We start from the raw sequence: 14,399 nt of genomic DNA, 5'->3' as shown, positions 1-14,399 counted from the left end.
ACTCTTCCTTCTTTCTCAAAAATAATCCGGGTAGTCGGTAATGATCCCATCGATTTTCCAGCTTTTGAGGCGGCTTCCCGTTTTCTGCCCGTTGACCGTCCAAGCCAGCGCCTTCAAATCACAGCTGTGAATCGATTTGATCAGAAAAGGGCTGATCATCGTAGCTTTCAGGCTGACGTATTGGGCAAACGAAGCGATTTGCCGCAGCCGGCCGCGCGGCAGCAATCCAAATCTCGGCCTGATCAAAACGGCAGTCTGAATCGAAGGATACATGTGATGAAACGCCCTCATGGCGCCGGCGTCAAACGACTGGACAATTGTGTTCATTGAACGGCCATACCGGCTGATCAGTTGTCCGGCCGCTTTTTCGATTCCGGGCTGGGTTTTGGACGACTTGATTTCGATGAGAAGGCCCGTCTTATTGTGATACTTCCTCAGAACAGCTTCAAGTGAAGGGATTTTTTCGCCTTGATATTCAGGGCCGAACCAGCTTCCTGCATCCAGCTGTTCGAGCTCATTCATCGTATACTCGCGAACGAAACCGGTACCGTTCGTCGTTCTGTCAACCTTGTCATCGTGGATGACGGCAAGTTTTCCATCCTTTGTAATCTGTATGTCGAGTTCGATAAAATCAGCCCCGAGCTCCACCGCTTTTTCAAAAGCGGCAAACGTATTTTCTGGGGCGTAAGCCGAGGCTCCGCGATGTGCGATAATATGCAAACATGTCAGCTCCTCTTGATAAAATCTTTCCATCACAAGGATACCCGATTTTGGCGATGCAAGTAAATCCTTTGACTAAAGCGGACAAAATGCAGGGGGAAGAGATGTGCGACAAATTTCGGCAAAATGGTACAAAAGTATCATTTACTAAAAATTCTGATATTTTATAATGGACAAAAGGAGGCGAGATGATGGGTAAAGGGAGAATTAAAGTGGAAGAACGGATTAAGATCGAAACCGATGCTGAAATGTTTAAAGCGACTCTCCTTGATCAAACACAGTCTCAGAAGAAGAAATAGCGGTGTTGGCCCGTATCACGTTGTCTCTGGGAACAATAAAATAGAATGATCATCAGGCTGCCGAAGGTGTTCGGCGGCCTTTTATGCGTGGCATCGGTATTTTTGGCGTACAATAAAGTGAGAAATTTTTTGCTCGTTTTAGTATAATAAAAGCTTGAAGAGTGAAATAAGGGAGAGAAAGCAATGTTCGAAAAGTATATGACAATGGATTTCGCTGCCGATATCGGGATCAGCATCGGTATCCTTCTTTTATTTTTCGCGTTTAGAAAAATATTTACGAAGTACTTATTCAACCTGATACTGAAATTGACGAATAAGACGAAAACGGACTTTTTCAATCAGGTGGTGCTGGCGTTTGAAAAGCCGGCCAGGTGGTTTTTTGCGATACTCGGTATTTATCTGGCGATTATTTATTCCCCGTTTTTTGAGGGGCATATGGGGATCGTTCATAAACTGTACAGAGTGTCCGTGATTTTGGTCATTGTAAGCGGCCTGTATAACTTAACGGCGGCTTCGTCTGTTTTATTCGATAAAATCAATAAGCGGCTTGAGCTTGATATGGATGATATTCTTGCGCCGTTTTTGTCCAAGATTCTCCGATTTATCATTGTAGCGCTTGGAATCAGCGTCATCGCCGGAGAGTTCAATTATGATGTCAACGGATTTGTTGCCGGACTCGGGCTCGGCGGATTCGCTTTTGCCCTTGCGGCAAAAGACACAGTCGGAAACTTTTTCGGCGGAGTTGTCATTATTATGGAGAAGCCTTTTACAATCGGCGATTGGATTGAAACGAAAATTGTCACAGGAACTGTTGAAGATATATCGTTCAGAAGCACGAAAGTCCGCACGGCCGGAGAGGCTCTCGTTACCGTTCCCAACTCTGTGCTGGCCAACGAAGCGATCATGAACTGGACGAAAATGCGAAAGCGTCAGGTCACCTTTACGCTCGAAATCGATCCGTCAACCCCGCGGGAGAAAGTCGAGCGGTGTGTGGAGCGTTTTAAAGAAATGCTCGAATCGCACGAAGGGGTCAACCCGGATGTCATTATGGTCAATTTCGATGTCCTGAAGGATACGCATTTAAGCATCTTCTTCAACTACTATACAAATACGACGGTCTGGGCCGAAAACTTGGACGTCAGACAGGATGTGAACTACCGCATTCTTGACATTATGAAAGAGGAGCAGGTTGATTTTGTTTCTCCGGGGCACAGCCTCTTTGAGTTGAAGAAAATGAAAGATCAGCAAGGAAATGCTTAGAAACAGTTTTTGAAGGGAGACAAGCCAAATGGAGGAAGAAGCCCTGAGATTTGCGGATATGATCGAAAATGCCGAGCGCATTACCGTTTTGACAGGCGCCGGTATGAGCACGGAATCAGGCATTCCTGATTTTCGTTCAGCCGGCGGCATATGGACGGAAGATCTGTCGAGAATGGAAGCGATGAGCCGTGATTATTACGAACGATATCCAAAATTGTTTTGGCCGAAGTTTAAAGAGCTTTTTCAAATGAAAATGACGGGAACTTATCGGCCGAATGACGGGCACCTTTATTTAGCCGAACTCGAGAAAAGCGGTAAGGATGTCAGGGTGTTCACGCAGAATATCGACGGGCTGCATCTTAAGGCGGGAAGCCGCCATGTATATGAACTGCACGGTTCGATTCAAACAGCCGCATGCCCAAAATGCGGGGCGCGCTACGGTCTTGACCACATTCTTCAAGAAGAAGTGCCAAGGTGCAATCGCGTCAATGGCAAGGGGAGAGCATGCGGATTTATATTAAAAACGGATGTCGTGCTGTTCGGCGACGCCGTTCAGCATTTCGACACGCTTTTTGAAGTCCTCAACGAATCCGACCTGCTTCTGGTGATCGGCACTTCACTCGAAGTGGCGCCTGTCAGGTTTGTTCCTGAAGAAGCGCACCTGATCCCCGGTTTGAAGAAAGCCATGATCAATCTCGATGAAACGCCTTACGATCATTTATTCGACATTGTCATCAATCAAAAAATCGCCGAGTTTGTTCGGAAACTCAATCATTAAAAAGGAAGACGCTCCAGACCGGAGCGTCTCAGCTTGTCGACAAAGTCACAAAAAAGTGGCTTGATCGACAAGCTTTTTTTGTTAAAATGTGTGTGGAATCTAATTTTTGGAGGTTTTACCATGTTGACCAAACACTCTAAAGATCAGCGTGAACAGCTTGAAGTCGTTGCCTTAAGTGAGCTTGTACCTGAAGACCATTTGGTCAGGAAGATGGAAGAAGCCATTGATTTTTCATTTATTTATCAAAAAGTTGCCCCTCTTTATTCTTCAAAAGGGCGTCCAAGTATTGATCCTGTTGTACTGATTAAAATGGTGCTCATTCAATACGTGTTTGGTCATCGCTCCATGCGCGAAACCATTAAGCGAATCGAAACTGATGTAGCCTATCGCTGGTTTATTGGATATGGATTCTCTGAAAAAATCCCTCACTTTTCAACCTTCAGTAAAAACTATGAACGTCGCTTTCATGACACAGACCTATTTGAAACAATCTTCTATAGGATTTTACGTCAGGCCATGGATCTCGGCCTCGTCGATCCTTCGGTTGCCTTCATCGACAGCACACATGTCAAAGCGAATGCCAATAAGAAAAAGTTTGTGAAAAAGATCGTAAGAAAAGAAACAAGAGCTTATCAGGAACAGTTAGATCAAGAAATTAATGCCGATCGCGAAGCCAACGGCAAAAAGCCCTTAAAGCCCAGGCAATGCTCAGAAGAACGAGAAATAAAAGAAAGTACAACAGATCCTGAGAGCGGCTATTTTGTAAAGGGTGAACGGGAACGCCTTTTTGCTTATGGTTTTCATACAGCTTGTGACCGGAACGGATTTGTGCTGGGGACGGTTGTTGAGCCTGCCAATATTCATGACAGCCAAGTGTTCACGACCCTGTTTCAACAAGTGAAAGAGCGCGTCGCCAAGCCTCATACGGTCGCAGTTGATGCCGGATACAAAACACCGGTTATCGCAAAATTTCTTCATGAAGAAAACGTTCGCCCTGTTATGCCTTACACGCGTCCGCAAACCAAAAAAGGATTCATGAGAAAACACGAGTATGTTTACGATGAATTTTATGATGTCTATATCTGCCCGCAAGACCATATTCTCTCCTATCGCACAACCAATCGGCAAGGTTATCGAGAGTATGCTTCAGATCCAAATCGATGTAAACAATGTCCATTACTACATACGTGTACAGAAAGTAGAGATCATCGAAAGATGATTCACAGACATATCTGGCAGGATCATTTAGACGAAGCTGATCATCTTCGGCATACGGAAGAGAATAAACAAATCTATGCCAAACGTAAAGAGACGATCGAACGAGTTTTTGCCGATTTAAAACATAAGCATGGCTTGCGCTGGACAACCTTACGGGGAAAGAAAAAATTGTCCATGCAGGCGATGCTTGTTTTCGCTGCCATGAATCTGAAAAAGCTGGCGAATTGGACCTGGAAAGGTCCTAACCGCCAGCCTTCTGATCGAAATAATAGAATAAAATGGACAAAAACAGGTCGGATTTTTAAAATCCGACCTGTTTTGTCAACGGTCTGAGACGCTCCAGACCGGAGCGTCTTTTTTGATCTTCATCACAGTTTTTTATAATAAAAAACGGATGCATCGAGCCGGCCGTCTGCAGATTCCGCGTATTCAGGAATGCGTCCGGCTTCGGCAAAGCCGAGCGAAGCGTAAAGGAGGTTGGAGGGGTCTTTTTCCCTTGTATCCAGCACGAGAAGAGATCTGCCTTCCTGTTTCGCCCTGTCGATCGCTTTTTGCATTAACGATTTGGCGACGCCCTGCCGCCTGAAGGCGGGATCTGTCATTAACTTGCAGATTTCCGCTCTGTGGCGGCCGTTTTGTTTTGTGCATAAGTGCAATTGAACACTTCCTGCGATCCGGCCATTTTGTTTGGCAATCCATAAAACCGAATCCGGTGCGACGGCTGTTTTCCAGTAAGCCTCCGCCAGCCGCTTTTCGAGCGGAGGCAGAAAGCCGACTGATGCCCCGTCATCGACGACGCGGATGAGAAGCTCGGCCAATTGATTGGCATATTCCGCGGTTGAATGCAACTCTTCGATTTTCATTTACCCACCCCATGGTATAAAGATAACTGCATCATAATCAGAAAACTGTTTTTTTGGCAACAAGTGTGTCAGATAATCACACTCGAGGGAGGAAATAAAAAAATCCCCTTCATCAGGGGATCAGACAATGGATGTTATTCATGAACGGGTGTCATGGATTCATCAAGTGTTGCAAATGAATACCCCATGTTTTTTAAATTTGTCAGCAATAACGGCAATGATTGAACCGTTGAAGGAATATCGTGCATCAAGATCACGATCGGCTGTTTTGTCTGCCGCTTTTCCAGGATATTCAGCTGGTTCATGACTTCCGGAACGAATTTTTGGCTTCTGTATTTCCAGTCCAGGCTGTCAATATTCCAGTCCCAATAAATAAATCCGTTCTTTTTCAGCACTTTTTTCTGCGCTTCGGTCAGCGACGGTTTGCTTCCGTACGGCGTTCTGATCAAATGGGTTTCAACCCCGGTGATAGACTTCAGCGTTTTTTGAGCCTGCTTCATTTCCAGATTAGGAGAATTGGCGCCTTTATAAAATTGCTTTTGGTCATGGGTCACCCCGTGAAGTCCAAGTGCATGGCCCTGCTGCTTCATATTGAGAACGGCTTCTTTGTGAAGCTTCATGTTCGGTTCGAGCATGAAGAATGTCGCTTTAGCATCATGTTCGGATAAAATTTGCAGCAGCCTTTGGCTTACGGCTGAAGGCCCATCGTCAAACGTCAAATAAACCGTTTTTTCCTTCGATTTTTCTTTCTTTTTTTCCGCAGCAGCTTTTTGCTTCTCTTTTTCCTGCTTGCGCTTTTCGATCTGCTGTTTTGTGCTCAAGTGATCGAGAAGTTCGCCTTGCGTTGCTTTTTTGAGCGGAACGCTGTCTCCTTCATGCCTCATTTGGCTGTTTTCCGACACCGTAAGCTCTCTTTTCTCAGTAGCGGCAGAGGACTGTGAAAGGTCCCACACGTACAGGAGAATCAGACACAACACGAAAAAGCACGCTGCTTTCGTCAACAAATAAGCTACAGATGGGGCAGTTTTTTTTGATACTTGGCGCATGTCACTCTCTCCGTATCATTTTTCTCGTTCCGATTCCATTATGAGATAGAATGCTAGTCTCATAAAATAATGGATCACAATGTCTAAGTATACAGGATTGGAAAGAAGATGAATACAGGATGAAGGGAAAAATATATCAAATTTTAAGAGAAAATGTTGAACGATAAGGAATGCTGCTTTTTTGATCCTGAAGGCGGAAAAAAGTTTTTGGAAATATTGCACTATTTTGATCGGCAGGGTCGTGTTAGAATGGAATGGAGAAAATTCAGAAGTCAACAAAAATAAGGGGATGGAGAAATGAAAGTTCTTTTTAACGGCCGGCTGATTGAACGGAGCGAGTGTGCGGTTGATATTGAGGACAGAGGCTACCAATTTGGAGACGGCGTCTATGAAGTCATCCGCATTTACAATGGAATTTTGTTCACGCTTGATGAACACATTGCCCGCTTATATAAAAGCGCAGCCGAAATCGGAATCGACCTGTCTTTTTCAGAAGCCGAGCTGAAAAGCCAGCTGAAAGAGCTCGTCGACATCAATCAGATGCGGGAAGGCGGGCTGTATCTTCAAGTGACAAGGGGAAAAGCTCCGAGGAAGCATCAATACGGAGCAGGGCTTACGCCTCAGGTGACGGCTTATACATTTCCTATTCAGAAGCCTGAAAAAGAACAGCAAAACGGCGTTTCGGCTATTACTGCGGACGACATGCGCTGGCTGAGGTGCGACATTAAAAGCTTAAATCTGTTGTACAACGTCATGATCAAGCAAAAAGCGCATGAAGCTTCTTCATTCGAAGCGATCTTAATTCGCGACGGTTTGGTGACGGAAGGGACGTCTTCAAATGTTTATGTCGTCAAACAAAACGCTATCTACACCCATCCTGCGACAACGCTCATCTTAAACGGCATCACGCGGATGAAAGTTCTTCAGCTGTGTGAAGAGAACGGCTTGAATTATGTAGAAAAAGCGGTGACAAAGGATGAATTGCTGAATGCGGATGAAGTATTCATCACGTCAACGACAGCCGAAGTCATTCCGGTCACCTCGATTGACGGGCAAACAATCGGCTCCGGAGCGCCCGGACCGCTCACAAAAAATGTGCAGACCGCTTTGCAAAACAGCATTTTGTCGGAAACAGCCAAAACGGTTTAACAAAGAAAAACGCCGTCTCCTGGGGAAACGGCGTTTTTTTATTTGCGGAAACCGAACAAAATCGAAAAGAGCGGCGATAAATAAAGGAAAAACACAAACGGCAAATATTCAATGACGGGAACGCCGAGCGCTGTGGACATGAACGCGCCGCTGACTCCCCATGGGATCATCGGATTAATTAATGTCCCTCCGTCTTCAAGTGATCTCGACAAATGCTTCCGGTCGATTCCAAGCTTGTCATACAGCTTTTTAAAGGACTGACCGGGAATCAAGATCGATAAATACTGTTCTCCTGTCGCCAGGTTCATGCCGATGCTTGATGAAACGGTTGAGAACACAAGCCGGCCTTTCGTATGAATGCCCTTGATTACGCCTTCAAGCAGGCTTGTAATCATGCCGATCTTTTCCATGAGACCGCCGAGCGCGAATGCGATGATGATGAGAGAAACAGAGCCCATCATCGATTGAAGGCCGCCGCGATTTAAAATCTTTTCAACGGCTTCAGTATCGGCTGAGAAAACCGGGCCATTCTGCATCGCTGACAAAAACGATGAAATGCCGGCGTCAGGCTGAATCAGCGCGGCAAAAATTCCGGCGGAAACGATCCCTGCTGCAAGCGACGGAATGACGGGCGTCCGTCTGACAGCAAGTACAATCACAAGCAGAGGCGACAGAAGCGTGAAGACGCTGATGTTGACCATGCCTTCTATTCCGTTTATGATCGCTTGAATGTTTTCGGTTGAAGCCGGTGCCGCCGTTAAAGAACGGCCCATGAAAAAGAAAAGCAAAATCGTGATCAAAAGAGCGGGGATCGTCGTTCCCGCCATATGTCTGATATGCTTGAAAATCGGAAGCTCCCCGACTCCTGCGGCAAAGTTGGTCGTGTCTGACATTGGAGACATTTTGTCGCCGAAGCAGGCGCCGCAAATCACGGCTCCCGCCGCCCATGTCAGTGGAACGCCTGCCGCCGCGGCCACACCGATGAGGGCGACGCCGATCGTGCTGACCGTCGTAAAGCTGGAGCCGACCAATGAACTGATCACAAGACAGCTGAAAAGTGCGGTGAGCAGCAGGTGCTGCGGTTCAATCAGATTCAACGCGTAAACCGTTACCGTCGGAATCGCGCCGCTGTACTCCCAGACTCCGATTAAGATGCCGATTAGGCAAAGGATGATGATCGGCTGAACGCCATTTCGGATGCCTGAGACAATGCCGCTCTCAAGATCTTTCCAAGAATGCCCTTTCACCGCGCCGACAGCGGCCAAAAAACCGACGCAAATCAAAAGCGGTATGTGCGGTTCTGCTTTAAATATGAATAAGCAGGTGAAAATAATAAACAATATGGCCATAAACAATAGAGCCGATATGGAAAACGATAGTCGTTTTTCGTTTGACAAATCATACACCTCATTAGAAGAAATCTCTTTCTTTAATACTTTTATGCTTTTGTGCGTAAACGTATTATAACAGAAAAATAGATCATATACTTAAATTAAAATATTTCAAACATTTTTCAAAGGTTCGCCCATTCTATTTTGAAAGCGCTGACTTTTTTAAGATATAATAGATTGGAGAAAGGCATGTATTTGATACACGTTTCAATATCCTTAAGCCAAAATAGGGGGAAATGCGATGTCTTGCACTGTTCAGAAAAGCCGGTTTTTACATGAGGAAGCGATACGGTTTGAAAATGATGATTTAGAGGCAGTACTTGTGCCCGGGTGGGGAAGCAATTTGATTTCATTGAGGTGGAAGGCGGGCGGTTTGAATTTGTTGAAAACGCCTGAAACAAAGGAAGAATATGACGCGAATCCGTTTTTATTCGGAATCCCTGTTCTTTTTCCTCCCAACCGGATCGATCACGGGAGATTTACATATGCGGGAAGAACATACGAGCTGCCGATCAATGAAAAGCCGCTCGAAAACCACCTGCACGGATTTCTTTACGATAAAAAGTGGACGGTAAAAAAAATGGAGGCAACAGAAGAGCGGATCATCGTGCAGACGATGCTGGACTCTGATGATCATCCGGGCATCAAATCGATCTTCCCTCACTCTTTTTCCATCACCATCACCTACACATTAGAAGGACAGCATCTGAAAATTGATGCGTCGGCTGTCAACCGCGGTCAAGATCCGATGCCGATCGGATTGGGGTATCACACATCTTTCCGCTATCCTTTAAACGAATCAGGGGATAAAGAAAAGTGCCTGTTTACTCTTCCTGCCTCAAAGCATTGGACGCTGACAGACCGCATGCTGCCGACTGGCGAGTATCGGGTGACAGAGGAGTTCAAAGCGGGAAAAATGGCAGCGGGTGAAAGGCTTGATGATATATTGGCGGCTGAGCAAGACCAAGAAGGAAACAGCACCGCCGTCATTGCGGACAGCCTCGCCGGCATTCGCGTCCGCTACCAATGCGACGGTCATTTTAAGCACTGGGTCGTGTTTAACGGTACATCTGATCAGGATGACCTGCTTTGTATAGAGCCATATACTTGGATGACGAATGCACCGAACCTCAACCTGCCGAAGAATGTGACCGGATTTCGGGATTTGGGGCCGCAGGAAGAACTGACGATGCGAAGCAAAATTGAGGTGGGCGGAATATAATCGATATTCCGCCTTTTACCATGAGCTTTTATCAAGCGTAAATCCTGTATGGGACGCTTGTTTGCCCTCTCTCCAATCCAATTGAACCGTCACCTCGCGGCCGGCGATTTCAGCTTCTTCAAGCCCTTCCAAAAAAGAAACGGATTGTTCTTTTGACCCTCCGCCGGGGAATTTGCCTCCCGCGTAATCTTTCACCGGCGTTTCGATTTGGGCGTTCAAAACGATTTCATCACCAAACTTTACGACCAATTTTTCCAAATATGTATCGTCCAGCTTGCCGCGGTCGCCTGTCCAGTAGAGCTCTCCGCCGAACAGCGCGCGGCCATCTATCTTTTTGATCACGGCCTCCCAATTTCCGTCGGCGCTTTGCCCGTTCCATTTTGGGTATTCCGCCATATAAAAACCGATCAGCCTCCCGCCGAAATAAACGGCGCAAAAGGCCATGAAAAGGGAGGCGATGAAAAGCACCGGCCGCTTGTATTCCTGTTTCATATTAACCACCGCCTAAAAAGTTCTGCTTTAATCATAAAGCAGAACAATCGGAAAAAATATATTCTCTTAAATTTTAAGGGAACGGGTGCGGGTGCAGGTTCAGCTGTTCTGGTCTTAACGGCTCTTCCGCAAAGCCGAGCTTCTTCGGCACGGTGAAAATTCTCTCAAGCCCTTCCAGGCGGATGAAGCGCTGTCCGAATGTCATCGGAATCAGGCCCGGGATGAGAACTTTCACACAATAAAGTCCATTCCGTTTGATAACAGGGGAAGTCTGATCAACGACGATCACTTCAAGGTTGAGACTCCGGAAAGCTTCAAGCAGGTCGCAGAGGTCTTCGGTTAAATCAAGGTGTTTCTTTCTTTTTTTAAAGGCATCGTCGAATGTTTGCAGAGGCCGGCTTTGATTCAGCAAAAAACTGAGCCGCTCTTCCGCTTCGGGCAGTCCGTACATTAAGCTGTGATCCTCCATTTCCCGCACTAAAGCAGGACTGCGGAGCATCTGGTGATATTTGCTCCTTTCAGATTCAAATTTGCGGTCGTGCTTCAACATCATGCCTGCCAGCTCATGAAGGGCGCTTTTCACCGCTTTTACGGGATCGGGGTGGGCGCCTGCGGAACAAATCAGATTCAATCCTTCCCGTTTTCTGTTTTTGGCGATCGCCCAAATGCTTGGAATGCCGTATTCCATCGTTGAATTAAAGACATGCAGATCATATCCCGCCACACTTCGCACCCTCTCTGTCATGAGGCGCAATTCCGGATCTCCTGAAGAGTCGAGATCCAGCTGCCGAAGTGGAAGCCTGGCATACCAGGCAAGCAAAAATGAATCGCGCTCAGCCGCTTCTAATATGCCGTGGAAAATCGCTTCCTCCAAACTCCCTCCGAGTGCACAGCCGTTCGATGTTTCATAGACAAAGCTGTCTTCCCGCCCCAGGCTGTAATACGCGAGCGATTCAGGAACGAGAATCGGCCGTTTCTGCAGAAATGAATAGCCCCATACCCAGCGGAGCGGGCGGGCCGGATGAAACGGCTGAAAAGGAAAATCGGGATGCGTGTATTGTTCGGCTTGATGAAGCCCGACTTTTGCCGGGTCGAGCGCACGATCTTTTACATTTTCATAGGTGTCATGTACGACCGTCCGTTTGCCGCGCGGTTCAATCCCGGAATAGCGTTCCAAACCTTCTAAAATGGCGGTTAATTCGCTGTCTTCATACGAATGGCTCCGCCCACCTACCCCTTCATTTCCCATCCATAAAGGGATATTGACGATCATATCGGCAAACGGCAGAATCGCGTCATAAATTTTGGCGTTGAATATCCCCGTTCTCTGGTCCAAATAGTCTTTGGAGAGCGTTTGTTTTAAGTCGTCCGTGTTCCGCACGCGAAAGCTGTCCGGGTTCGTTTTCAGGCTGGGCCGGAGCGATATCCGCGCGGATTCCTGTCCGTCTTCGGGCAGATTTCCGCATATAGGGCATGTCGGTTCCGGTATGAAAGCGTGCAGCGAACTTTCTAGCGTTTTCAAATTGACGATGTACAGCTTTTTTTCCAATCGGCCGCGCCCGCCGTTCATGATGGTGTCGACTTCTGTGCAGATCAGGCTGACCATCTGGCGGCAGCCGGTCTTTGAAGCCCACGGATCGCGGTTTATGTCATTGCTTTTTTGTTCCAGTTCAAGCGTCTCCATGCTGTCGGGGCCGGAGACATACCACCTCATATCGGCGCATTTTGAACATCCTGACTCTGACGGATAAACGAGCGGCCCGATTACCCCTTCCCCAAAAGATGCAAACCCGCGAAGCCAGGGAATCCCTGCCGCCCTTAGCACTTTTTCGGCCTCGCGATATAACAAAGGCCGCCAAGCGTCGTGCAGCACAAGAACGAACGAAGTCTCCGCCGGTATTCTGTTCTCAAAATCAGACCTGCGGATAACGTTATATTCAGCAGATAATTGTTGTGATGCGCCTTCAGCCATCAATCCTTCGCCAACGACCAAAATACAGCGCTTCATCAAGGTTCCTCCTTTCGCAACTGCACGCAATAGATTCCTGCTAGTTTTTCTTTTAAAAATGGTTCAACAGGCAGCTCATAGACATACAGCTGCAAGCCCCGGTTGTTTTTCAAGGCGGAAAGCAGTGTTTTTTGCAAAGCAGCTGAAACGGGGATAGCAAGCTTCAGTTCACCAGGCTCCAGCAGAACATCCGCACCTTTCAAAGGATCTTTGTCTGTCAGTGCCCGTTCGAGCACTTTTCTGAGAGCGGATGTGATGTTGAGTCCAGAACTTCTGTACCAGCGCCCGCGAATTCCCGCCCATGCGACAGGGAAGCCTTCTATGTTTTTCCCTAAACCGATTTCCGGTTGGCCGTACAAGACTGTCAGCGCTTTTAAATAAAATGCAGAATGCCGGTCTTCGATTCCGTCCAGCTGAACGAGGGAAATCATTTCTTTTCCGCTTTTTATCCGTTCGCACAACCGGTGTTCCAGGCATTTCTCCAATCCCCTTAATACGCCTTCAGCCAGCGTTTCTCCGGTGGCGATCGCGAAATCTCCGTTATTCGGATAAGAACGGGTCAACCTTGATGCATACATTTCAATCCCCGTCAGCCCGGCTTCCCGCCGCGCCTCTTGATGGGTCAAACCGACCGAAACCGTCTCAGGCAAAAGCTCCGCAGGTCCGGAAGAGAGCGGATCTGCTGTCTGAACAAAGCATTGTGCTAATGGAAGCTGCGGCAAATGTTTTTCTTCCCACAGATGAAAAATGCCCGTTACGGGTGAGGTCAGTTCGGTGAAACATTGGAATAGCCGGCTTTCTGTTTCTTTTCCGGGGTGTTCCGAAAGTTTCGCTTCAAGGTCGCAGATGAGTTCAGCCGAATCCTTGCCGCAACTGAAGTCCGGATGGGGAAGAAACGCATGCCAGCCGCCTTCGAGCGTTGCCAAATCAAGCAGGTACACTTGATTCTTCTTAGATAATGGCTCAAGCTCCGCAGCTGCTTTCATCAATTCGAACACAATAACATTTGCCAGCATGTCTTTTCCTGCCAAAGGAAAGGTTCCAAGCGTTCGTTCTTCATGGAGCGCAGACCGATGGAGGCGCCTCCAGGCAGCCTCGAAGCGGCTGTCTCCGTGTTGTTGGAAGACAGGGCCTGCCAGTCCGACTTGTTTCAGACAGATGCCGGGTATGAATCCTTTGTTCTCTTCAAGGCAAAACGTTTGAAGATCGTGGAGATCATCTGTGAAGCCGCGGTCAGAGACATACAAAACCCAATCGGCAGATCGCACCGCTTCCCGCCAATGTTGCGTTTCGGCGAAGCCAATCTCCAGTCCGCTTTCTGTTTGCTCTGATATTTCTGCCAGTTCGTCTAAAGCATGCCCGGATGCATCCGTCACGATCGCACGGATTCTTGAAAAACCGGAATCGATCAGCGACCGGACCAATTTCGTGAGAAAGGAGCCAGTCCCTGCAGCCAATATTTTGGTTTGGCGCGACAGCTGAAAGCGGTAAGCGCCGGAATCGGCAAAGCTTTCAATAAATTCGATTTGGGCTTCATACGTTTTAAGCACTGAGCTTTCCAGTTTGTGCGGGTGATCGCGGCTGACGTCGCGAACGAATCCGTTTTTATAAAGCATTTCTCCGATTTCATATACTCTCTTTCGGTACGGAGCTTGCAGTCCTTTTGTCAAATCTTCAAGCGAATGTTCCCCGTTGAACATTGGCAGAAGTTTTTCGAACCATTGAGCAATCGAAGATCCTTTTATGCGAAACGACCCGGAATTATTTCTAAAATACGCGCCGCCGTTCGGATCAGGAAGAAACCATGTATCCCGGTTTACTTTCAGGCGAGCGGAAGCAGTCAGGTGTGTCATGCTCCTCCTCCTTTAATGTTTTAAAAACAAGACATACCATTATATGTAATTTTGTTTGTCCTTTATGCTATAAAAGACCCCCTGCGGCAAAAGAGGCAGG

At 47.2% G+C, this 14,399-nt stretch carries 13 protein-coding genes; 6 read left to right on the top strand and 7 right to left on the bottom strand.

The features are described from left to right. Nucleotides 1-15: 15 nt before the first annotated feature. Nucleotides 16-720: a glycerophosphodiester phosphodiesterase gene (locus ACVC9U_RS13915; RefSeq protein ID WP_011197699.1), complete on the bottom strand. Its 705-nt coding sequence runs from the start codon at nucleotides 718-720 to the stop codon at nucleotides 16-18. A 191-nt stretch (nucleotides 721-911) separates the two neighbouring features. Here ACVC9U_RS13915 and ACVC9U_RS13910 point away from each other — a divergent pair, with 191 nt between their 5' ends. From ACVC9U_RS13910 to ACVC9U_RS13895, 4 genes are all read left to right on the top strand, one after another. Next, nucleotides 912-1,019, top strand: coding sequence for a YhdX family protein (locus ACVC9U_RS13910; protein WP_003180159.1), 108 nt, complete (start codon nucleotides 912-914; stop codon nucleotides 1,017-1,019). Nucleotides 1,020-1,202: 183 nt separating this feature from the next. Next, on the top strand, nucleotides 1,203-2,279 hold the full coding sequence (locus tag ACVC9U_RS13905) for a mechanosensitive ion channel family protein (protein ID WP_003180161.1): 1,077 nt from the start codon (nucleotides 1,203-1,205) through the stop codon (nucleotides 2,277-2,279). 28 nt (nucleotides 2,280-2,307) lie between these two features. Then, nucleotides 2,308-3,057 (top strand): NAD-dependent protein deacylase, encoded by a 750-nt coding sequence (locus ACVC9U_RS13900; RefSeq protein WP_003180163.1) that lies wholly within the window; start codon nucleotides 2,308-2,310, stop codon nucleotides 3,055-3,057. Between the two features lie 120 nt (nucleotides 3,058-3,177). Continuing rightward, entirely contained in the window at nucleotides 3,178-4,608 is a 1,431-nt protein-coding gene (locus tag ACVC9U_RS13895) for an IS1182 family transposase (protein ID WP_016886315.1), read from the top strand. A 35-nt stretch (nucleotides 4,609-4,643) separates the two neighbouring features. Here the strand turns inward: ACVC9U_RS13895 and ACVC9U_RS13890 are convergent, their stop codons facing one another. Both ACVC9U_RS13890 and ACVC9U_RS13885 read right to left on the bottom strand, forming a co-directional pair. After that, nucleotides 4,644-5,138, bottom strand: a complete 495-nt coding sequence (locus ACVC9U_RS13890) for a GNAT family N-acetyltransferase (protein ID WP_003180165.1) — start codon at nucleotides 5,136-5,138, stop codon at nucleotides 4,644-4,646. Nucleotides 5,139-5,272: 134 nt separating this feature from the next. Then, a complete protein-coding gene (locus ACVC9U_RS13885; protein WP_003180166.1) occupies nucleotides 5,273-6,184 on the bottom strand; it encodes a polysaccharide deacetylase family protein in 912 nt (303 codons plus the stop codon). A gap of 297 nt (nucleotides 6,185-6,481) precedes the next feature. Here ACVC9U_RS13885 and dat point away from each other — a divergent pair, with 297 nt between their 5' ends. After that, nucleotides 6,482-7,333: a D-amino-acid transaminase gene (dat, locus tag ACVC9U_RS13880; RefSeq protein WP_003180168.1), complete on the top strand. Its 852-nt coding sequence runs from the start codon at nucleotides 6,482-6,484 to the stop codon at nucleotides 7,331-7,333. A 38-nt stretch (nucleotides 7,334-7,371) separates the two neighbouring features. On the opposite strand, the gene nhaC is transcribed toward dat, so the two are convergent. After that, on the bottom strand, nucleotides 7,372-8,730 hold the full coding sequence (nhaC, locus tag ACVC9U_RS13875; protein WP_003180170.1) for a Na+/H+ antiporter NhaC: 1,359 nt from the start codon (nucleotides 8,728-8,730) through the stop codon (nucleotides 7,372-7,374). A 235-nt stretch (nucleotides 8,731-8,965) separates the two neighbouring features. On the opposite strand from nhaC, the gene ACVC9U_RS13870 reads away from it, so the two are divergent. Next, entirely contained in the window at nucleotides 8,966-9,946 is a 981-nt protein-coding gene (locus tag ACVC9U_RS13870) for an aldose 1-epimerase (protein WP_441391173.1), read from the top strand. Between the two features lie 15 nt (nucleotides 9,947-9,961). On the opposite strand, the gene ACVC9U_RS13865 is transcribed toward ACVC9U_RS13870, so the two are convergent. From ACVC9U_RS13865 to ACVC9U_RS13855, 3 genes are all read right to left on the bottom strand, one after another. Continuing rightward, nucleotides 9,962-10,438, bottom strand: a complete 477-nt coding sequence (locus tag ACVC9U_RS13865; RefSeq protein ID WP_003180175.1) for a YdhH/YoaO family protein — start codon at nucleotides 10,436-10,438, stop codon at nucleotides 9,962-9,964. A gap of 73 nt (nucleotides 10,439-10,511) precedes the next feature. After that, entirely contained in the window at nucleotides 10,512-12,446 is a 1,935-nt protein-coding gene (locus ACVC9U_RS13860) for a TOMM precursor leader peptide-binding protein (RefSeq protein ID WP_441391172.1), read from the bottom strand. Next, a complete protein-coding gene (locus tag ACVC9U_RS13855) occupies nucleotides 12,446-14,299 on the bottom strand; it encodes a putative thiazole-containing bacteriocin maturation protein (protein ID WP_441391171.1) in 1,854 nt (617 codons plus the stop codon). The genes ACVC9U_RS13860 and ACVC9U_RS13855 overlap by 1 nt, the downstream gene beginning before the upstream one ends. Nucleotides 14,300-14,399 lie beyond the last annotated feature (100 nt).

Source organism: Bacillus sp. GM2 (genome assembly GCF_056155945.1).
The sequence above is the reverse complement of the archived record's forward strand: the minus strand, read 5'-3'. Positions and strand labels throughout refer to the sequence as shown.